Consider the following 21052-nt stretch of genomic DNA (forward strand, 5'->3'; position numbering starts at 1 on the left):
CTCATGACTGCACTCCCTTGAGGATCTTCTGATTCAGCTCGTCAAACTCGCCGTTGGCCCGAAACACATAGATGCCGGTCAACACGAAGGAGGAGAGGATCAGTCCTACCCCGACCGGAATGCCACGGGTGACGGTGGTGCTGTCGCTGAGCGGGGTGCCGAGCCAACCGGGGGCAAAGGCGATGAGCAGAATAAACGCCAGGTAGAGTCCCAGCATCAGAGCCGAGAGGGCCCAGGCAAAACGCTGGCGCTTGGCGACCAACTCCTGGAAGTTGGGATCTTGCTGGATCCTCAGATAGCTTTGCTGTTCCATTGCAGTTCTCCATGACATGAGTGTCAGCGGTGGATGGGGTAACCCCGACGAGCAGGCAATCTGCTCATGTAAGCAAAATGTGAATTAAATGTTATTTATCGACAATTAGACTTTGGGATAAGCCAGTGGCGAGCCGCAGGTCAGGCGCAGGTAGATGAGCGCGGCCGTGGTGGCATCGGCAAGGGCATCGTGGGCTGGCAGGGATGGCAGTTCAAGGTGGCTGCAGATGGCACTCAAATGGAGGTCAATAGCCGCATCGGGATAGCGGCGATAGAGGTGGTCGTGATAAAGCTGGCTCACCTCGATCCCTCGCTGGGGCAGGGTCAATCCCCACAATTTCTGGCAGGCGAGATTGAGAATACGCAGATCGTAGGCGATGTGATAGCCCACCAGTTCGCGCGGGCCGATAAAGGCCAAAAGTAAGCGCAGCGCTGCTTCCAGCTCCATTCCCTGTTGCAGATCCTGATGGCGCAGACCGTGGATCACCACAGATTGGCTGGTCAGGCTGGCCGGTGGCTGTACCTTGATGGCGAGGGCCTCGCCGGTCAGCAGCCGGTTACCCTGAATGGGCACCGCCCCGATGGAGACGATCTCGGCCTGCTCGGGATCGAGACTGGTGGTCTCGAAATCGAGGGCGATCCGTTCATCTTCCGGTGGGGTGGCAAAGAGCGGCGCGAACTCGCCCGTTCGGAACGCGCGGCCATACCAGTAGCGTCGAACGCGGCTCAACATGGCTATTGTCTCAGACGAAAGTGCAAGGTGAGCCACTGCTGGAACTTCTTCACCTGATGCAGCGCCTGGCGCAGCAGATCCCGCTCGCTGTGGCTGAGCTCGCTTGTCTGCACCCGACTATTGCCTCCCTTTAGCTGGCTGCGCAGCCTCAGCCGGATAAAGAGCCGGAACGCCTCTGCCAGATTGCTGCCATAGTCGGCACTGAGCCGATCGGTGGCCACCAGTGCGTCGATACGCCCCAGGGTTGAAGTCTCCAGAATGCCTGCCTCAAGGGCCAACATGCGGATACCGTGCACCAGCGGGAACAGGCCGCCCCGCTTCAGATCCAGCCCTTCCGGTGGCTGTTCCAGCCGGCCAAACAGGGTGAGGGGGGCATGGAAGGCCACCGCCGGTCGCACCATCTCCGCCAGTAGATCCCGTCTGTCGGTCAACTGCTCGCGCAGCGCTCTGGCAACAGGCAGATGGAGCTGTCGATCCCCCGCGATTGGGTGAGCATCGGCCAGGGTGGCGAGCCACAGCAGCTCATCCTCTTTTGCCGTGGTGCAGGCACTGGCAATGGCGCTTTGCCACTCGCTGCCCGTTTTCACCCAGGCCGGATTGTTCACCATCACCTGCCCGGGGCACAGCGGGTAGCCGAGCCGCTCCAGCAGGGCGCTGAATTCGGCGAGATCGGCTGCCTGGGTGGGCCATGCCAGCCCCTCTGGCAGGAGCAGGGCGTTGTCCTGATCGGTTTTGAGGATCTGCTCGCCGCGCCCCTCCGAGCCCAGCATCAACAGGCAGACTCTATCCTGCACCTCGGGGGGGATCACCAGCGCAAAGGCTTTGGCGATCAGCTGTTCGTTGATGGTGGCGATCAGCTTCATCAAAAAGGCGGTGTGGATCCCTTGGGCAAACAGCGAGCGGGTCAATTGCTGCTGTTCGCGGGCCACCGCCTCCAGTGCCGGCAGGCTGTCGGCGCGGGCGATACGCAACGTCAACACGTGGGAGTGGGTAGAGAAGAGCCCCAGCACCTGAGTCAGTTGCAAGATGCCCGCCACCTCGTTGCCACGCCATACCACCAGTCGCTTGATACGATGGCGGGTCATCAGCAGCAGGGCATCAAACAGATAGCTCTCCAGCGGCAGACCAATCAGAGGAGTAGGGGTCAGCACCGAGAGGGGGGCCGTCAGCGGCAATCCCTTGAGGGTCAGGGCATGGAGCAAGGTCTTGCGGGTTGCCAGCGTGAGGGAGCCATCGTGGGCGGGGTAGAGCAGGCAATCGGTCCCCTTGCTCACCATAGCTTCGGTCGCCGCCAGCAGTGACAGCTTGCTGTCGACGATAAGCGGTGCCTGCAGGTGGCCGGGTTCGATGCGGGTCAGGATAAACTCCGCCAGATTCTTCTGACCCAGTTGTTCGCGCTGCTCTTGCTGGCGCTGACGCTCGGCCAGATTGGCGGTGAAGTAGCTGGCAAACTGCGGATCCTGCTCACAGAGCGCCAGAAAGGTGTGGCGAGGGATGAGCTGGCAGAGGCTATCTTCCAGCGCGGTGAAGCGGTGGCGGCAGCGGCCGTCAAACTGGGCGCGCACATCGAACAGGTCATCGACCCCGTAATCACCAAACTGGTGGTGAGGGGCAGACTCTTCCACCGCCCCCTTGATGATGAGATAGAGGCCGGGAGGCTCGTCCCCCTCCTTGAGCAGCAGATCCCCGGCCCGAAAATAGCAGAGCGAGAGGTGACGGGAGAGCCGCTCGCGCGCCTCCTCGCCCAGTCGGTCGAACGGTGGTCTGGCAAAATTGAACAGGGTTGACATGACAGCGTCCTCTGCTGGCTTGCGGCACTCATGCAGCTCCCAGTGTGACAAAGGGAGGGGGAGGCGACCAGCCGACTTTAGTCTCAGCTGTACCGCCTGTTCACACTCTGATAACGTGGTGGTATGACCAGTGAGTCAGTTTCAGGGATCAAGGAGAGGACAAGGGAGATGGAAAAACCAAGGGTCAAGTGCGAGATCCATGACGGGATTGCCGACGTGATGCTGACGCGGGGGGATAAACTCAATGCGCTGGACCGCGCCATGTTCAGCGCCATCGATGAGACGCTGACGAAACTCGCCCGGCACAAGGGGCTGCGGGCGGTGATCCTGCACGGCGAGGGGCGGGCCTTCTGCGCCGGGCTGGATGTGAAATCCATGCTGAGACAGCCGGTGGCGGCGCTCGATATTCTCAAGCGTGAAGCGGACGAGGCGACCAATCTGGCCCAGCGGGTTGCCTATGGTTGGCACCAGCTGCCGGTGCCGGTGATTGCGGTGACCCAGGGAGTCTGTTTTGGCGGTGGCTTGCAGATTGCGCTCGGCGCCGATTTTCGCTTCAGCACCCCCGATTGCCGCTTCTCGGTGATGGAGATCAAGTGGGGCATCATTCCCGACATGAGCGGCAGCGTCACCATGCGCAACCTGATGGGGCTGGATACCGCCATGGAGCTGGCCATGAGTGGGCGTGAGCTGGATGCCGTCGAGGCCAAAGCTCTCGGGATGGTGAGCCGGGTCTGCGCCGATCCGCTGGTGGAGGCGCGGGAGTTTGCCCGCACCCTGATCACCAAGTCGCCCGATGCCCTGGCGGGGATCAAGCAGCTCTACAGCCAGGCCTGGGCTCGTAGTGACGAGGCGATGCTCAAAGAGGAGACCCGGCTGCAAAAGCAGATCCTGGGGCGACCCAATCAGTGGCGGGCCACCCTTAACAGCCTGTTTCGCTGGCGTCTGCCCTTCGGGCCGCGCCGCAATCCGCTCTGAGATGAGGTGACAGGAAAAAGAAATGGCAGCCGAGGCTGCCATTTCTATTGATGTCTTATGTCGTTCTGGTTCAGGAGAGCTTGCGATCCTGATCCGGCTCGAACTGATGGCCTGATTTCTCCAGTTCCAGGTTCTCTTCGGAGCGTTTGCCCACCCAGTAATCGGCGTTCTTGATGCCGAGCTTCTCAGGGTGGAATACGGGGTCAATACCTTGTGCCTGCTGCGCTTCATAATCCTTCAGACAGGTGAAGGCGGTCTTTTGCAGCAGCAGAATGGCGATGATGTTGAGCCATGCCATCAGGCCGACTCCGATATCACCCATGCCCCACGCCAGATCTGCAGTCTTGACGGTGCCGTAGACGGTGGCAGCCATCAGCGCAATCTTCAGCAAGAAGGTGAGCCAGGGGCGATTAATCTTGCGGTTGATGTAGGCGATGTTGGTTTCGGCGATGTAGTAGTAGGCAACGATAGTGGTGAACGCGAAGAAGAACAGCGCGATGGCCACGAAAATGCTGCCAAAGCCCGGCATCATGCTCTCCATGGCGGTCTGCACATAGCCCGGGCCTGCTGCAATACCGGCAATACCCGTGTAGATGGCGGCGCCGTCCGGCCCTTGTACGTTATAGAGACCGGTGATCAGCAGCATAAAGCCGGTGGCGGAGCAGACGAACAGGGTGTCGATATAGACGGAGAACGCCTGCACCAGACCCTGTTTGGCCGGGTGACTCACTGCCGCAGCAGAGGAGGCGTGCGGCCCGGTACCCTGACCCGCTTCGTTGGAGTAGACCCCGCGTTTTACCCCCCACATGATGGCCAGACCCAGAATGGCACCGAAACCGGCATCCAGACCGAAGGCGCTTTTCCAGATCAGCAGGATCACGCCCGGCAGCTGGCCGATATTGAGGGCGATGATGACGCAAGCCACGATGATGTAGCCCAGCGCCATAAAGGGCACTACGGTACTGGCGAAGCTGGCGATACGCTTGACGCCGCCGAAGATAATAAAGCCGAGCAGCAGCGCCAGACCGGCGGCAGTGACGTTCGGATCGATATTAAAGGCGGTCTGCAGGCTTGAACCGATGGAGTTGGCCTGCACGCCAGGCAGCAGCACGCCGCAGGCGAAGACGGTAGCGATGGCGAAGGTCCAGGCGTACCACTTCATGCCAAGCCCTTTCTCGATGTAGAAGGCCGGGCCGCCGCGGTATTCACCGTTGATCTTCTCTTTGTAAACCTGACCCAGGGTGGACTCCACGAAGGCGGAGCTGGCTCCGAGGAAGGCGACCATCCACATCCAGAACAGGGCGCCCGGGCCACCGAAGGTGATGGCGGTGGCCACACCTGCGATGTTACCGGTACCCACGCGACCGGCCAGGGTCATGGCCAGCGCCTGGAAGGAGGAGACACCGGCATCGGTGCTCTTGCCATCAAACATCAGGCGCACCATCTCTTTGATATGACGCAGTTGCAAAAAACGGGTACGCAGGGAGAAGTAAAGACCGACCCCCAGACACAGGTAGATGAGCGCAGGGCTCCAGATTACACCATTGATGGCATTGACGATTTCATTCATGTACAACAACTCCTTTGTTGTGTTTGTGGCGCTGTCTTGGCGAGATCTTGGCCTCGCTCTCTGTCACTGTTTTTGGCCCTGTTTGTTAACAATCCAGTTAACAAATGAGCGCGGGGTTGAGGGGTTAAGCAGAGCGCAAACACGCGCCATGCATGGCTTGTAACATATCGAGTTGTATCGGTGCTTCCCAGCGAAAAATGTTGCCTTGTTGCAAATTTGTGAATTGACAAGGGTGGGGGGATAATGGCAGGCAGCGTTTTCTATGAGTAAAGATGAGATCCTCCTTGTTGATCTGCGCCGGACAATGTGACGGGCGTAACACAATGGAAAGCAAACATGAGGCCAACAATGAAAAATGACCCTGAGACGTTGACGATCCGTCCCCCTGAGGCCGACGACGGGAGCGCCATCGCCCACCTGTTCAGCCAATTGGGGTATCCTGCCGAAGGCGCTGACGTCACGGCGCGCCTGTTGGCGCCGGATCCCGCGAGCGTTGTGCTGCTCGCATCCCTGGCCGACAAGGTAGTCGGCGTGCTGGTGTGGCACAAGCTGGCACCGCTGCATGTTGCACCAGCTTGGGGCCTGATCTCGGCGCTGGTTGTCGATGAAGGGGCAAGAGGGGCGGGAGTGGGCGCAGCCTTGCTCAAGGAAGCAGAAGCGATGGCGCGGGCCGCAGGTTGCGCCCAGCTGGAGCTATCCAGCAGCCTCAAGCGCGAGGCAGCCCACCGTTTCTATCTGGCGCAGGATTATCATGAGCGGCCGAAACGGTTCGTCAAACTGTTGTGACCTGTTGTTTGCATCAAAAGAAGGAGTAGGCGTGCTGGGATGGTTCAAATGGCTGGGTGGTCGCCCGCAAACGTCCATGAGTGAAGATGAGTTGGCACTGTGGCGTCAGGCGCTGGCGGCTGTGCCCATCTTGCAAGGGCTCAGCGACACCGAGCAGACGACGCTCATTGGCTTGGGGCAACAGCTGCTCAAGCGCAAGACCCTGACCCTGATCGGGGTAGATCTCCGCCCCCGTCAACAGGAGGTGCTGGCGCTGCAGGCGGCGTTGCCCATCTTGCACCTTGGCCTTGACTGGTATCGCGGCTTTCACGAAATCATCATCATTCCCGAACCAGTGACCCGGCGCCAGGAGGTGCAGGATGAGTTCGGGCTGGTGAGCGAGTTTGAAGAGGAGAACGCCGGCGAATCCTGGCCGCAAGGGCCGCTGGTGCTGGCCTGGAGCGAGCTGCAGCAAGATGGCGACTGGGACGGCTTTAATCTGGTGATCCACGAGCTGGCCCACAAGCTCGATATGCTGGGCGGTGAGGCGGACGGTGCGCCGCCGTTGCCGGGGCAGATGAGCAGCCAGCTGTGGCAACAGGTCTTTCAAACCGCCTTCGATGCGCTCTGCCAGCAGCTTGATCGGGATGAGGTAACCGCCATCGATCCCTATGCGGCCGAACATCCTGCCGAATTTTTTGCCGTCAGCTGCGAGATCTTCTTTACCGATCCGCTGCGGCTGCAGCAGGTCTATCCCGCGGTATACCGGCAACTGAGCCAGTTCTTTAGCCAGGATCCCGCCCTGCGTTTCCCCGCGACCCGCTTGCTGGCGGGGGAGGGTGTTGCAGGATCCCGTGCCATTAATACAAATCCCCCACTGTAAAATAGTGAAAAAGCACCATTAGTATCGGTTTGATTTTTCGCCATAGGCCCAGAGCTGGTTGGCACTGGGCCTATGGTATTGCTGTTAAGATAATTTATACATCTCTGCTCATTGGGGAGGGAAGCTCCTCTTCGAATTGAGCAAGATTACTATTTTTAAGGAAATAGAAAAATGTCGAATCAATAGCATAAAGCAATCTCTTGCCTTTGTCATAGTCGATTAGAGGTGGGTTTATCTTTTTCTTAAACTGAAGACTGGATAAATTATGCAGAAGATTGCTCATATCACTAGGTCGCACATCCTCAGGTCGATGATGCATCATCTTTATTGAATCAGTAATATCTGAACGAGAAAGACCCCCAATGATTCCTTCATAGCCTTTTTGTGCTATAACCCTGACAAGATAATAGGGAAGATGAAGGGGGACCTTTTCCTTTTCTTTACTATGAGTGATGTTTCCAGATGCAAGAAGCTCAAGGTCTTGCTGATGGTTTTCGCGATAGTCATCACATTTCTTTGATAAAGCAATATCGGCATATAAGTCATCAGAAATATGAAAGCTCGCTCCGACGTGAGTTTCGGTGATATCAGCCGCCGTACAACATTCTCTCAGCAACTCTTGAAGGACACCAATGCTGCCGAATGAGTTAGATATTAATTTTGAAATAATTTTTTCGCAAAAAACAATATTGAGTTCTTTTGAGCCTTTCTCTATTACTTCTCTAAAGTCTGCCTCCTCCCAAGGTTCTACAGGAATATCATCAACCCTATCTGTCAGGTCAGTGCAAAAATTTCGCAGCCTATCTTTTTTTCTCCAAACACCAAGAATAACAAAGACAATTCTAGTTTCTTGGAATGTTCTCAAATCAAATGCAAGCTCTCTTTGTTTTTCTTCATCAAGATAATGAAAGTTTTCTAAGATAATCTTCTTGTCAAAATTTATTGCATGGAGAAGTTCCGTGATATCTTGAGCAACAGCCAAATTAAAAGGAATCGTTTTATATGTTTTTTTAAGCTTGTCTGCTGCCTCTACCTTTCCAGATGCATTTGCTTCACCTTCACCAAAAAATAAAATTTTGGCTTTGGCCTTTATTCCGACTGTTGCAGATGATGATGATGACTCTTCACTTTCACTGCTAATTTCAATCTCTACCCCGAGTTGTCTCAAAATACTTGCATATACATCTGAAATATTAGTGTTTGGCGTCAGTCTAACGACAACATTTTCGTCATAAGGTAAATATCTAGAAACCAGAGCTGTTTTACCTTGTTTTGAAGCCCCATACACCACGATGTGATTCCCTGTCTCCAAAGATCTTCGGAATTTCACATCAATGTTGCTTCTCTCTACATAAGAAAGAACTTGGTCAGGGCTAACACCAAAAACTTCAGCTAGTTGAGACATGTTATTAAGTCCTAAATATACATGTGGTTACATGGGATAAGATTTTATGCAATAATTAAATAAACTCATGCTATGTATTTATTCACGAAGAAACTGTAAGTAATAATGATATTACTAGCTGCTTGGTTCTGTCTAGATGTATCTACTTTATTGTCTCAATCTGGACAATCTCCAGCTCAACATGTAAATCGGCAGAGAGATAGATTGTTTGCTCAGCTACGTTTTGTCTGTGTGCACTAGTTCATATGGTAAATGAGGTGGTAGGCATCACATGGTGTAGCTGGGCAAGGTTTGAGGTAACGCAAAGAGATAGAATGGAATAATCCCATTACTTTGCCATCACCTTATCCCCTCTGAAGTTGGCTCAGTACAGTTATTGCCAGAGCTACAAGGAGCGCAGCTGGCGCTGCTTGAGGGCAACTTGCTAGGTGCTCCGCTGCGCTCGCTTAACCCCTCCACCTTGCCCGCTACAGGCGTCTCTGCCGCTTTGCGACGGTCAACGCGATCTTGCCTGCAGCAAAGTACACAAAGGCCTACAAGCCGGATCACTGGTTCCCTGAGCTGCGGTTAATGCGCTGATATAGCTGTTCTGAAGCGGCTAAAAGAGGTCAATAAGGGGGAGGGGATAACGAGGGGATGCGGCAATATCCAAGGCTTGGCATATTCGACTGTGAGGTAGTAAAGGAAAAAAGCGTGCGCAGGACAATCAGCTTTTCGAAATAGCAAAAAGGCACCCGAGGGTGCCTTTTTCACAATCTGAGTGGCTTGCCTATCAGGTAGCGGCTTTCAGCTGTACGGCGGCGGCTTTCTTGTGATCGCCGATCGGCATCACGGTGCGGCCGAACTGCTCATTGATCACGGTGGCCATGGCCAGGTAGATGGCGCTGGCGCCACAGATGATGCCTTCGAAACCGGCGATGGTGCCGATCAGGGTGCTGCCGGTGAAGTCACGGGCGGCCAGCAGGAAGAACATCTCGTATGTTGGGCTAAAAAGGGTAGGTTGGTGCTGAACGAAGTGAAGCCCAACGTTTACCGTGAAATATGCTTGTCAATCTGTTTACTGCTCGGCCACATCCTCGTTTATCCCGCTCTGGTTGACGTAATCATGCTCGCCTGTTGGGCTTAGCTACGCTCAGCGCCAACCTACAAATCACGTTATCTCAATCCTGCCGCCGCTGGGACCATCAGCTGATCACGCTTGGTGATAATGCTCCCTCAGATGTCACCTGTAAAAATGCCGACCCTAGGGTCGGCAGTTTCAAGAAATAGGGTGTGGGGCGAAACAGTATGATAAATGGTTGCCCGTTATCGCCGGGCTATTTATCCGCCTTGCCCGCTGCATCGGCAAGTGTGGCAAGCTGTTTGTCATACCAGGCCACCGGACGGTTCTCATCTTCCGCCCGCTCTTTGCGCCGAATGGCATTGCGCACCGCCATAGCGCCCAGCCAGCGAAATGGCTCGGGCGGAAAATAGCCGCGCGGGCCGCTGACCAGCGCGCAGTCGCGCCACGGCTTATCCGCTTCCCGCACTTCATCGCGCACCAAGGCTGCCAGGATCTGGCCGCCGATCCAGCTCTGCGCCACCCCGTTGCCGGAGTAGCCGAGGCCATAGACGATATTGGGCTGCCCTCGCCAGTGGCCGAAGAAGGGGAGGCCATCTACCGAGCGGTCGGAGGCGCCGCACCAGCTGGCAGCGATGGGCACCTCTTTGAGCGCCGGAAAGAAGCGGCGCAGGGTGCGGGTGAGGGGGGCAAGATAACGGCTCGGCGCATCGAACTCGGCCAGATGGCGGTTGGCAAAGGCGAAGGTGTTGCCCCCCTTGCCCAGCATCAGCCGCCCTTGCGGGGTGGAGCGGTAGTAGTGGACGAAGGTGCGGCCATCCACCACGGAGCGGCCGTGCTCAAGCTGCTGGGCGGCAAGGGCATCCGGCGCGGGGTCGGTGATCACCATATCGGAGGAGACCAGCACGATACTGCGGCGAAACTCGCGAAAGTGCTGCACCATGGCGCTGTTGAGTGCCAGCACCACCTTGCTGGCACGCACCTCACCCTGCGGTGTTTGCACCCGCACAGGCTGACCCGCCTCAAGGCGCTGCATGGGGGAGTGCTCATAGACCTCGACCCCCAGCTCCCGCGCCACCCGCAGCAGGCCACGCACCAACAGTGCCGGTTGTACCGAACCGGCGTGGGGGCTGTAGAGCCCCTCCAGATGAACGTGGGAGCCGCTCTGGCTCGCCAGTTTATCCTCTTCAATCACTTGCCACTGGTTAAGGTCTGCGCGTTTGAGTTCCTGCAATACCGGCTCCATCAGGCCGCGCTGGGCCTCGCTGGTGGCGGTGTAGCAGGTGCCCTCGACCCTCAGCTGTGCTTCTATGTTGTGCGTTTCGCAGAAGTGGGCGATCTCGTGTACCGCCTGCTCGGATCTTTGTACCAGCCAGGCGGCCTGCTCTTCGCCAAACAGGCGCTTTAAGGTCAGGTATTTGGCCGACCAGGTGAGCAGGCAGCCGCCGTTGCGCCCGGAGGCACCGCTGCCGCAGCGATCTTTTTCCAGCACTATGACGTGCAGGTGGGGCTCGGCCTGTTTAAGGGCGATGGCGCTCCACAGCCCGGTAAAGCCGCCACCGACGATGCAGACATCGGCCTCGTGGTTGCCGACTAGGGGCGTAGGCGGCGCGGGTTGTTCGGCGGCGAGCGCTTCGGCCAGCCAGAAGGGAAGAGTGGACATGATGGCTCCTCGATAAGGTTATGGGTGGCGCCAGCGCTGGGTGCGATCCAGCAGGGCGCGGCTCAAAAAGAGCTGGAGCAGCTTGACGGTAGCGGCGGCCAGCAGGATCAGGGTGGCCATGGCGGCGGCCGCGGCGGTATCGCCGGAATCCTCCATATTGAGCACGGCGATGGAGGCGAGCACGCTGTCGCTCGAATAGAGGAAGATCACCGCCGAGGTGGTGGTCATGGCGTTGACGAACAGATAGATAAAGATCTCCAAGAGCGCTGGCAGGGAGGCGGGCAGGGTGACTCGCCAGAACGCCTTCCAGAGCGGAATGCGCAGAGAAATGGCCACCAGCTCCAGCTCCTTGGGCAATTGCTTGAGGCTGGTCAGCGCCGTCATATGACCCACGGTGTAGTAGTGGATGACGCAGGAGAGCACCATTAATGGCAGGGTGCCGTAGAGGCTGCCAAAGAGCGGATTGCCGTTGAAAAAGAAGATATAGCCGAGACCCAGCACCATGCCGGGTACCGCCAGCGACAGCATGGCGAGCAGATGCAGCAGCTGGCGCAGCGGCGCGAAGTGGCGTCCCTTCTCCTGCGCCCAGGCCAGCACCATCACCAGCACGGTGCCGATCAGCGCGGTATAGAGGGCCAGCTGCAAGGTGTTGGTAAAGGGCTGCCAGCCATAGACGCTGTTGCTGTCAAAGGCATAGTGATCCAGCGTCAGAGCGAGGTTGTAGGGCCAGAACTGTACCAGCGAGCCGTAAACCGCCATCCCCACCAGTGCCAGAAACAGCAGGGCCCAGAGCGTGCACCAACCGAGTGCCAGCAGATCCCGCAGCCGATGGGGTTTGGGTTGATAGGGCACCGCCTTGGTGCTGCTCTGCTCCTGCATCTTGCTGCGCACTCTGTGCTCCAGGGCAAAGCTCAAGAGCGCCGGCAGCAGCAGGGTGACGCTGGCAACGGCGCCCAGCGAGAAGTTCTGCATCCCGATCACCTGTCGATAGATGTCGGTGGCCAGCACGCTGTATTGGCCGCCAATCACCTTGGCCACCCCGAAGTCGCAGATGGTGAGGGTGAAGACAGCGATGGCGGCGCTGAGCAGGCCATAACGGGCGGTAGGCAGGGTGACGGTGACAAAGGTGCGCCAGCCGCTGCTGCCCAGCACTCGGGAGGCTTCATAGAGGCGGGCATCGCTCTGACCCAGTGCCGTGATAAGGATCATCAGGGCGTGGGGGAAGCACCAGAAGCCCAGACCAATGACGATGCCGATGGGGCCGTAGATGCTCTCGCCGCCGAGCAGCCCCTTGGCGATCCCCTGATTGCCAAACCAGTAGACCAGACTGATGGCGGGCAACAGGGAGGGCATCAACAGCGGGATCAAACCGATGAGGCGAAACAGGGGCTTGCCCGGCATACAGGTGCGGGTGAGGGCGTAGGCGTAGCCAAAGGCGATGGTCACCACCAGCGCGGTGATTAGCACCCCGAGCCAGAGGGTGTTGCCGATGGTGCGCCCCAGATGAGGGGAGCCGAAGTAGGCGTTGAAGTTGGCAAGGCCCACCCAGAGGCCGTTCTCATCCTGCAGGCTCTTTTGCAACATGGTGAGCAGCGGCAGCAGCAAGCCGCCGGTGAGCAGGGCGATGCCGAGCACCAGCAGGATCAGTTGCAGCAGCTGATCCCGGCTCCAGCCGCGACAGAGCCGCTGCCAGCGAGAGTCTTGGCGGGCTGTCACTGGTGGCAGCAGGGAGGAGGTCGCGAAGGGGGCTGTCATGGGCGCTCTCCTTCAAACAGCTGCATCGCCCCGGCGGGCCAGTGCAGCGAGCAGCGCATGCCGCTGCGCCAGCCACCCTGTTCGTTGCGGGGCAGCTCATGGGTCGGGCGCTCCACCAGAATTTGCTGTGGGCCCAGATAGGTGTCGGCGGTGCAGATAAGGCACTGGGCGGCGCCGAGAAACTCCACCTGATCGATGGTTGCTTCAACGCCATGTTGGCCAAGATACGGCTCGCTCGGCGCACTCAGGGTGATTGCCTCGGGGCGGATCGCCACCTGCAATTTGCTGCCGGCCGCGGCCTGGTTGGCGAGTTGCAGCGGTTGTTCGTTGAGGCGCACCTGAGTGGGGCTCAGCACCAGGGTGTCGAGGAAGTTCATGGTACCGACAAAGCTTGCCACGAAACGGCTGGCAGGCTGGTGGTAGATCTCCTGCGGGGTGCCCACCTGTACGATGCGGCCGCCCTCCATCACTACGATGCGATCGGCCATGGTCAGCGCCTCTTCCTGATCGTGGGTCACCATGATGGTGGTGATGCCAAGGCGCTGCTGCAGGGCGCGGATCTCGCTGCGAAGGTGGGTGCGCACCAGCGCATCCAGCGCGCTGAGCGGTTCGTCCAGCAACAGCAGGCCGGGGGAGAGGGCGAGCGCCCGGGCCAGCGCCACCCGCTGCTGCTGGCCGCCGGAGATCTGGCTCGGGTATTTGTGGGACTGGGCAGTGAGATCCACCAGCCCCAGCCAGTGGTCCACCCGCTCCTTGATGAGATCCCGCGCCAACCCCTGATTCTCAAGGCCGAAGGCGATGTTCTGGGCCACCGTCAAGTTGGGGAAGAGGGCATAGGACTGAAACACGATGCCAAAATCGCGCTCCTGGGGCGGCAGGCGGGAGATATTGCGCCCCCCTTGCCAGATCTCGCCGCTGTCCGGCAGATCCAGCCCGGCGATGGCTCTGAGCAGGGTGGTTTTGCCGCAGCCGGAGGGGCCGAGAAAGCAGATAAACTCCCCCGGCTCAATGGTCAGAGAGATCCCCTTGAGGGCCTGAAAAGCACCGAACTGCTTGTTGAGATGTTGAATGTCCAGATAGGGCTGGGTCATGGTTCGACTCGCTACTGATTTGGTATATACCAGTTTGCGGGTGAAGTGTGACGGTCAGGTGATCGGGGGATGACAGCTTGATGACAGTCAAATGACATCGGGTCGCCAGCAAGTGGCTGGGCACTGTGCGAATGGACTAAGCATCGCTAATAGAAGGCAATACAAACTCGGGAAGTTAAAACCAAAAAGCGAAGGCCAACAGCTGTTGGCCTTCGACTGGCAGTTTATTGGCGGCGGTGTGTCTGGCGTGAACAAACCGCCGCCCTTCACGCTTACTGTTTGGCTTCGGTCTTGCCGTCGAAGCTGGCGCTCCACTGGGCCAGGATGGCGTTGCGCTCGCGGGCGGCCCAGCTAAAGTCGTTGTCGATCATCTGGCCTTTGATATCTGCCGGATAGCCCGCTCTCGGTTGGGCCACATCGGGAATGGCGACCACGGCGAACGACTTGTTGTAGAGGGCGTTGGCCTGTTCGGTGGCGGCAAAGTCGAGCAGCTGTTTGGCGGCTTCCAGCTTGGGGGTGCCCTTGATGATGGCGGCAGCTTCCATATCCCAGCCCGACCCCTCTTTCGGGAACACCACCTCGATGGGGGCACCCTTGGCCTTGAGGCTGGTAGCCGGGAAGTCGAAGGAGATACCGATCACCGTTTCACCGCTGGCGGCCAGCTTGCAGGGGGCTGAGCCCGAGTGGGTGTAACGGTCGATGTTCTGGTGCAGGCCGTTCATAAATTGCCAGCCCTGCTGCTCGCCCATGGTCTGCAGCCAGCCAGCAACGCTCAGGTAACCGGTGCCGGAGGAGCTGGGGTTGGGCATGATCACCTTGCCCTTGTAGATGGGCTTGGTGAGGTCGGCCCAGCTGGTGGGGGCCGGGATCCCCTGTTTTTCCGCCTCTACCTTGTTGAAGCAGATGGCGCTGAAGAAGGCGTCCAGACCGATCCAGTGCGGCTCGGCCTTGCTGTCGCGAAAGCGGCTGTCGAGTTTATCCAGCCCTTTCGGTGCATAGGCATTGAGCATCTGCTGCTGATCGAGCTGCATCAGGCTGGTGGCGGCCAGTCCCCATACCACATCCGCTTTGGGCTGGGCTTTTTCTGCCAGCAAGCGGGCGGTGACAACGCCGGTGGAGTCACGCACCCACTTGATGTTGATGTCCGGATGCTGGCGTTCGAACGCGGTTTTCAGCTCGTTGAGCTGCTCCGGTTCGAAGGCGGTGTAGACGGTGAGATCGGTCGCGGCCAGTGCCGGGGCGGTCATGGCAGCCAGCACGGCGGCGGCCAGCAGATGGGTTCCCTGTTTCATCCTCTTCTCCAGTTAAATTGGTTTGGTATAAACCAGATTGGTCGAGAGAGAGGCTAGGGGATCATTATGACGTGACCGTGACAGCCCCGTGACGTTTTGCCGTTCCTGATTTATCCGTGACTAATCCTGGGTATCCACTTCGATCTCCAGACTGTCGTGGCGCCAGTACTCCAGATCGAAGTCGAGCACCCGTCCGTGCTGATCGAAGTTGAGTCGCTCGAGGCGCAGGGCGGGCAGACCGGCAGTGGCCCCCAGCGTCTTGGCCACTTCGTCCGGCAGGGCGGTGGGGAAGAAGCGCACCTGCATGCGGGCGTAGTGGAGATCGTAATGGGCCTGGTAGATCTCGGTCAGACTGCCGTTGAGATCCAGTGCCAGCAGGCCGGGCACCCGCTCTGGCAGGCAGTGGTTCTCGCAGTAGCAGATGGCGCGCCCGTTGGCGTAGCGCAGACGTTTTAGCAGAAACAGGCTGTCAAACGGCTTGAGCTGCAGCTGCGCCATCAACGCGGGCGGTACCGCCTGACGGCTTTTCTCCAGTAGTTCGGTGCGCGGCTCGCCCCCTTGCTCCCGGACTATCTGGTGAAAGTTGGAGGTGCGTCTGGGGTTCAAGCGAAAGCGTGGCGGGGTGACGAACCAGCCGCGGCGATCCTCCCGATAGATAAGGCCGTTGGCCTCCAGCTGAACCAGTGCCTCGCGGATGGTAACCCTTGTGGTGCCATAGAGTTCCCCCAGCAGCCGCTCGGAGGGGAGCTTGTCGTTGGGGGCCAGCCCCCCCGCCAGGATCTGGTTGGCGAGGGCATCCTTGATCTGCAGATATTGCGGTTTGCTCATGAAAATCCCTGATTGTGCAATAAGTTGTGCAATGAGTTGGGCAATGGGCTGGGCACAGGGCAGGACACCTGCCCGGTCGTTAAAGGGCAACATCAACATGCATTGGTAGATACCAGCATCGCCCCTGTTGTTCAGGCTTCCTAGATTATCGCGATCCCGGCGCTGAAAATGAATTTTTTGTTGCACGTAGCGCCACCCCTTTGACCTTGGCGGGGGAGTTACCCACAATGCGCTCATTCTGGTATATACCAATAGGAGCGAGATCATGACCCATATTCCTGCGGCCCCCGCCGCCGTCGATTACCTGCTGCTGACCCCTGGCCCCCTCTCGACCACAGCCACGGTGCGCGCCGCCATGCTGCAAGACAGCTGTACCTGGGATGCGGACTACAACCAAGGCGTTGTGGAGCCCATCCGCCGCGAGCTGGTGCGCCTCGCCACCGGCCCTGAATATCAAAGTGACTACAGTGCCGTCTTGCTGCAGGGGAGCGGCAGCTATGTGGTGGAGAGCGTGCTGGGCTCGGCGATAGGCGTCGATGAGTGTCTGCTGATCATCAACAACGGCGCCTACGGTGCCCGCATGGGGGAGATGGCCCGATGCCTTGGCTTGCGTCACCACGAGCTCGACTGCGGCGAGACAACCCGCCCGGAGCCCGCCGCCATCGAGGCGATGCTGGCGCGCCACCCCGAGATCACCCATCTGGCCATGGTGCACTGCGAGACCACCACCGGCATGCTCAATCCGCTCGATGAGGTAGCTGAGCTCTGCCAGCGCCGCGGCATCCGCCTGATCGTCGATGCCATGAGCAGCTTTGGCGGTATACCCATCGACATGGGACACCTTGGCATCGAGTTTCTCATCAGCTCGGCCAACAAGTGCATTCAGGGGGTGCCGGGTTTTGGCTTCGTCATCGCTCGCCGCGCCGCGCTGGCGGCCTGTGCCGGTCGTGCTCGCTCGGTCTCCCTCGACCTGCATGCCCAGTGGCAGACCATGGAGCAGCAGGGGGGCAAGTGGCGCTTTACTTCGCCCACCCATACCGTGCTAGCCTTTGCCCAGGCCCTGCGCGAGCTGGACGAGGAGGGGGGCATTGAAGCCCGTCATCAGCGCTACAGCGAGAATCAGCGCACGCTGGTGGCGGGGATGGCCGCTCTCGGCTTTGCGCCGCTGCTGCCAGAAAAATGGCAATCCCCCATCATCACCGCCTTCTACTCTCCGACCCATCCTGATTACCGCTTCGCCGACTTCTACCAGCGGCTCAAGGCGCAGGGCTTTGTCATCTACCCGGGCAAGGTCTCACAGGCCGACTGCTTCCGTATCGGCAATATCGGCGATGTGACCCCTGAGCGGGTGCGGGATCTGCTCGCCGCCATGGCCAGCGCCTGCTACTGGCAAGGGGATGCGCGATGACCAGCATGGCGCCTCAGGGTTGCGATCTGCGTGGCCGCGATTTGTATGACCATAAGCTGCACGGCAGTGGCCGCGCCGACAGCGAAGGGGATATCAACCTCGGCGAGGGGCGGGCGAGCTGGTGGGCGGGCCAGAGCGAAGATGTACAGGCCGGATTGGTGGAGGATAGCCGCTACTTTCTCCATCAGGCACTCTCCACCCCCTGTCTGGATCTGATTGAGGGGGCGCAGGGGAGCTGGTTGACCAGCGTATCGGGCAAGCGTTACCTCGATTTTCACGGCAACAGCGTCCATCAGCTGGGCCACGGTCACCCCAGGGTGGTGGCCGCGGTGCAGCAGCAACTCGCCGATCTGCCGTTTGCCCCCCGCCGCTACACCCATCAGGTTGCCATCGACTGCGCCCGCACCCTGGCCGAACTGGCTCCCAGCGATCTCAACCGGGTGCTGTTCGCCCCCGGCGGCAGCGAGGTAGTGGGGATTGCCCTGAAGCTCGCCCGTTTCATCACCGGCAACAGCAAGGTTGTGTCCCTGTGGGATGCCTTTCATGGCGCCTCCCTCGATGCCATCTCGGTCGGCGGCGAGGCCTGCTTTCGCGCCGGTATGGGCCCGCTGATGGCCGGAGTGGAGCGCATCCCGCCGCCCACCCGTTATCGCGGCGTCTGGTATCGCGGGGAGGGGGATGATCTGCACTACGCCGATTATCTGGAGTACGTCATCGAGAAGGAGGGAGGGATCGGCGCCTTTATCGCCGAACCTATCCGCAACACCGATGTGCAGGTGCCCTCGAAAGCCTACTGGCAGCGGGTGCGGGAGATCTGCGATCGCCACAAGGTGCTGCTGATTGTCGACGAGATCCCCAATGCCCTGGGGCGCACCGGCCACTGGTTCAGCTTTGAAGAGTTCGGCATCGAGCCCGACATCATCTGCTTGGGCAAGGGGTTGGGGGGCGGGGTGGTGCCGTTTGCGGCGCTCATCACCCGCGACCGTTTCAATCAGGCGGCAGCTATTTCGCTCGGTCACTACACCCACGAGAAGAGCCCTATCGGCTGCGCGGCGGCCCTCGCGAGCATCGCTACCATCCGTGAAGAGGGATTGCTGGCAAAAGCGCAGGAGGATGGCCGCTTTATGGCGGCTGAGCTCGGCAAGTTGGCTAAGCGTCACCCGCTGATCGGGCAGGTGCGCGGTATCGGTATGCTTTGGGCGCTCGATCTGGTGGTCGATCATCAGAGTCGCACCCGCAATAGCCAGGCCGCCGAGCGGCTGCTCTACCGCTGTCTGGAGCTGGGGCTCAGCTTCAAGGTCTCCCAGGGCAACGTTATCCAGCTCTCGCCGCCGCTCAATATCGCCCGCGCCGATCTGGTGCGCGCCATCACCATTCTCGATCGCGCCCTTGGCGAGATCGCACTTTCACCGAAACAGGAACACCACCATGACTGACTTGCAGATTGCTGTAGATCCGATCACCGACGTAGAGGCACTGATCCTCGACTGGGCTGGCACCGTCGTCGATTTCGGCTCCTTCGCCCCCACCTCCATCTTCGTCGAGGCCTTCGCCCGCGCCTATGACTTTGCTGTGACCCTGGACGAAGCGCGCCAGCCCATGGGCCTTGGCAAGTGGGATCATATCGCCGCGCTGGGCCGTCTGCCCTCGGTGGATGCGCGCTGGCAGGCCCGCTTTGGCCACCCCATGAGCCACGCCGAGGTGGACCACATTTATCACACCTTTATGCCGCTGCAGATTGCCGCGGTGACCCGCTTTGCCGCCCCCATCCCCGGTGTGCTGCCGGTGCTGGATGCTCTGCGGGTGCAGGGGATGAAAATCGGCTCCTGCTCCGGTTATCCCCGTCCGGTGATGGAGGCGCTGGTACCTGCTGCGGCCGATCACGGCTATCGCCCGGATCACTGGGTCGCCACCGATGACCTCAAGGCTGGTGGTCGCCCCGGTCCCTGGATGGCGCTGGCCAACGTAATTGAGCTCGGAGTGAGCGCCGTGCATCGCTGCATCAAGGTGGATGACGCCGTGCCGGGTATCAGCGAAGGGCTTAACGCGGGCATGTGGACGGTGGGATTGTCGGTTTCCGGCAACGAATTTGGTGCCACTTGGGAAGAGTTTGCCGCTATGGGCGAGGTGGAGATCGCCGCCCGGCGCGCACCGGCCGAGGCCAAACTGCGGGCGGCGGGGGCACACTATGTGATTGATACCCTGGCCGACATCACCCCGGTTATCGCGGATATCAACCGCCGTCTGGCCGCTGGCGAGCGGCCGTAGGCCATCTGCTTGGTCTAACAAAAGCGCTTGGCTGGCTTTAGATACAACACGCCCCCATCCGGGGGCGTGTTGTATCTACAGGGGGAAGTTGTGCGCGGTCAGCGGATATCGACCCGCATCAGGGGAGAGGGGGCGTTGTCGACAAAGTGGTGCCAGATATGGTCGTAGAGCGCCTTCTGGCCGGGGAAACTCACCAGCGCCTTGGCCTCGGCCAGGGAACACCAGCGATAGTCTGTGTGCTCATCGTTGAGGGTCACCGCCTGATTGGGCGGGCAATAGACCACAAAGACCGGTACCACCTCCACCGTATTCAAGGCGGCATCGTAAAACTGTTCCAGATACTGGCCGTTGTAGAGTTCGGTGACCCTGATCCCCGTCTCTTCGCCAAACTCCCGAATAATGGTCTGCCAGCCGGTTTCACCCGCCTCCACCGTGCCTGCCACATGACACCAGAAGCCCCCCTTGACCCGTTTCATCACCAGCAATCTGGTTTCGCCATCGACAGTGGTGAGGGCAACGCCAGAGACGGCCTTGCAGCGAATGGGGATCATGATCTTCTCTCCGGGTTTGGGCTCTGTGATAGCCATGAACAGTGTGAAGGCGTGTTAATTGAAATACGCCTCGGCGGGTAGGCCCATGACCTCTATTTCATTCAGGCCATTTTTGGCCAGATAGTTGGCCACCAGATTGAACCCCACCCAGTAACCGGCATATTTGGGAAATGGCCGGTTATCACGGCAGTAGAAAAAGTCTAAAAAGTTGAACTGCTTGCTGGATAGATGGGGTGTCATATCTGCCAGGAGCGATTGCCAGTCATGGTGATGAGACTCCTTGAACAGCGAGGGGAGAGTGCCACCATTGAACCTCTGCTCAAAGTAGCAGGCCAGCCCTTCAAAAATCAGGTTTTCGGCCAGTGTTTCTGCTTCCACCTTGTTCTTCTTTTGCACGATATGGTGGACTTCGTGGGCCAGCACGGCAGGCAATTCGGTGATGATCACCTCTTTGATATCAGGCCGTTCCAGATCAAGCTGGAGTTCTATTCGATACATGTTGATGGCCCAGCCACCGATACCCGAGTCGGGAGCATCCCCCTCGGCAAAAGGGCTGAAGGTGACATCCAGTTGGGAGAGATTGAACAAGGCATTCAGTTTGTGCGCCGTCTCGGCAAAAACGTGCCTAATGGTGTCGTCGAGCCCATCGAATTTGCCCGAGTCGTTTAACAGGGTGAGTTGCATCCAGACATCCTTGTCTATT

At 59.1% G+C, this 21052-nt stretch carries 18 protein-coding genes and 1 pseudogene; 6 read left to right on the top strand and 13 right to left on the bottom strand.

Going from position 1 to position 21052, the window contains the following annotated elements:
* Position 1: 1 nt before the first annotated feature.
* The 3 genes from AB5Y99_RS14545 to AB5Y99_RS14555 form a co-directional block, all read right to left on the bottom strand.
* Complete coding sequence (locus AB5Y99_RS14545) at positions 2-313, bottom strand: DUF485 domain-containing protein (protein ID WP_005336970.1); 312 nt, start codon at positions 311-313, stop codon at positions 2-4.
* A 105-nt stretch (positions 314-418) separates the two neighbouring features.
* The gene (locus tag AB5Y99_RS14550; protein WP_368209995.1) at positions 419-1045 is read right to left on the bottom strand and encodes a 3'-5' exonuclease; all 627 of its coding nucleotides are present in this window, start codon (positions 1043-1045) and stop codon (positions 419-421) included.
* Between the two features lie 2 nt (positions 1046-1047).
* Positions 1048-2835, bottom strand: a complete 1788-nt coding sequence (locus tag AB5Y99_RS14555) for a putative nucleotidyltransferase substrate binding domain-containing protein (protein ID WP_368209996.1) — start codon at positions 2833-2835, stop codon at positions 1048-1050.
* A gap of 168 nt (positions 2836-3003) precedes the next feature.
* Here AB5Y99_RS14555 and AB5Y99_RS14560 point away from each other — a divergent pair, with 168 nt between their 5' ends.
* Complete coding sequence (locus AB5Y99_RS14560) at positions 3004-3810, top strand: crotonase/enoyl-CoA hydratase family protein (protein ID WP_159143857.1); 807 nt, start codon at positions 3004-3006, stop codon at positions 3808-3810.
* Positions 3811-3880: 70 nt separating this feature from the next.
* Here the strand turns inward: AB5Y99_RS14560 and AB5Y99_RS14565 are convergent, their stop codons facing one another.
* Entirely contained in the window at positions 3881-5380 is a 1500-nt protein-coding gene (locus AB5Y99_RS14565) for a sodium:alanine symporter family protein (RefSeq protein ID WP_159143856.1), read from the bottom strand.
* Between the two features lie 348 nt (positions 5381-5728).
* Here AB5Y99_RS14565 and AB5Y99_RS14570 point away from each other — a divergent pair, with 348 nt between their 5' ends.
* Positions 5729-6166, top strand: coding sequence for a GNAT family N-acetyltransferase (locus AB5Y99_RS14570; protein WP_323892468.1), 438 nt, complete (start codon positions 5729-5731; stop codon positions 6164-6166).
* A 76-nt stretch (positions 6167-6242) separates the two neighbouring features.
* Entirely contained in the window at positions 6243-7028 is a 786-nt protein-coding gene (locus AB5Y99_RS14575; protein ID WP_323892486.1) for a M90 family metallopeptidase, read from the top strand.
* A gap of 94 nt (positions 7029-7122) precedes the next feature.
* On the opposite strand, the gene AB5Y99_RS14580 is transcribed toward AB5Y99_RS14575, so the two are convergent.
* From AB5Y99_RS14580 to phnR, 7 genes and pseudogenes are all read right to left on the bottom strand, one after another.
* Complete coding sequence (locus AB5Y99_RS14580) at positions 7123-8433, bottom strand: hypothetical protein (protein WP_368209998.1); 1311 nt, start codon at positions 8431-8433, stop codon at positions 7123-7125.
* Between the two features lie 772 nt (positions 8434-9205).
* Positions 9206-9421: pseudogene (locus AB5Y99_RS14585) on the bottom strand (acetate uptake transporter); the annotation flags it as partial.
* Between the two features lie 328 nt (positions 9422-9749).
* A complete protein-coding gene (locus AB5Y99_RS14590) occupies positions 9750-11156 on the bottom strand; it encodes an FAD-dependent oxidoreductase (protein ID WP_368209999.1) in 1407 nt (468 codons plus the stop codon).
* 18 nt (positions 11157-11174) lie between these two features.
* Positions 11175-12911, bottom strand: a complete 1737-nt coding sequence (locus AB5Y99_RS14595; protein WP_368210001.1) for a putative 2-aminoethylphosphonate ABC transporter permease subunit — start codon at positions 12909-12911, stop codon at positions 11175-11177.
* Positions 12908-14002, bottom strand: a complete 1095-nt coding sequence (locus AB5Y99_RS14600; protein ID WP_368210002.1) for a putative 2-aminoethylphosphonate ABC transporter ATP-binding protein — start codon at positions 14000-14002, stop codon at positions 12908-12910. The genes AB5Y99_RS14595 and AB5Y99_RS14600 overlap by 4 nt, the downstream gene beginning before the upstream one ends.
* Before the next feature lie 272 nt (positions 14003-14274).
* Positions 14275-15294, bottom strand: a complete 1020-nt coding sequence (locus tag AB5Y99_RS14605; RefSeq protein WP_005352506.1) for a putative 2-aminoethylphosphonate ABC transporter substrate-binding protein — start codon at positions 15292-15294, stop codon at positions 14275-14277.
* A gap of 120 nt (positions 15295-15414) precedes the next feature.
* Entirely contained in the window at positions 15415-16122 is a 708-nt protein-coding gene (gene phnR, locus AB5Y99_RS14610) for a phosphonate utilization transcriptional regulator PhnR (protein ID WP_185900051.1), read from the bottom strand.
* A 265-nt stretch (positions 16123-16387) separates the two neighbouring features.
* Here phnR and phnW point away from each other — a divergent pair, with 265 nt between their 5' ends.
* From phnW to phnX, 3 genes are read left to right on the top strand one after another with little or no spacing between them, the layout of a single operon-like run.
* Complete coding sequence (phnW, locus tag AB5Y99_RS14615; protein ID WP_368210004.1) at positions 16388-17530, top strand: 2-aminoethylphosphonate--pyruvate transaminase; 1143 nt, start codon at positions 16388-16390, stop codon at positions 17528-17530.
* Positions 17527-18966 carry an aspartate aminotransferase family protein gene (locus tag AB5Y99_RS14620; protein ID WP_368210006.1) on the top strand — a complete coding sequence of 480 codons (1440 nt, stop codon included), beginning with the start codon at positions 17527-17529 and terminating at the stop codon, positions 18964-18966. The genes phnW and AB5Y99_RS14620 overlap by 4 nt, the downstream gene beginning before the upstream one ends.
* Entirely contained in the window at positions 18959-19798 is an 840-nt protein-coding gene (phnX, locus tag AB5Y99_RS14625; RefSeq protein ID WP_368210007.1) for a phosphonoacetaldehyde hydrolase, read from the top strand. The genes AB5Y99_RS14620 and phnX overlap by 8 nt, the downstream gene beginning before the upstream one ends.
* 98 nt (positions 19799-19896) lie before the next feature.
* Here phnX and AB5Y99_RS14630 read toward each other — a convergent pair whose 3' ends face one another.
* On the bottom strand, positions 19897-20349 hold the full coding sequence (locus AB5Y99_RS14630) for an NUDIX pyrophosphatase (protein ID WP_042080957.1): 453 nt from the start codon (positions 20347-20349) through the stop codon (positions 19897-19899).
* Positions 20350-20403: 54 nt separating this feature from the next.
* Entirely contained in the window at positions 20404-21033 is a 630-nt protein-coding gene (locus AB5Y99_RS14635) for a DUF2268 domain-containing putative Zn-dependent protease (protein ID WP_368210010.1), read from the bottom strand.
* Between the last annotated feature and the right edge of the window lie 19 nt (positions 21034-21052).

The sequence above is a fragment of the Aeromonas sp. R4-2 genome (assembly GCF_040908295.1).
Taxonomy (GTDB): Bacteria; Pseudomonadota; Gammaproteobacteria; order Enterobacterales; family Aeromonadaceae; genus Aeromonas; species Aeromonas veronii.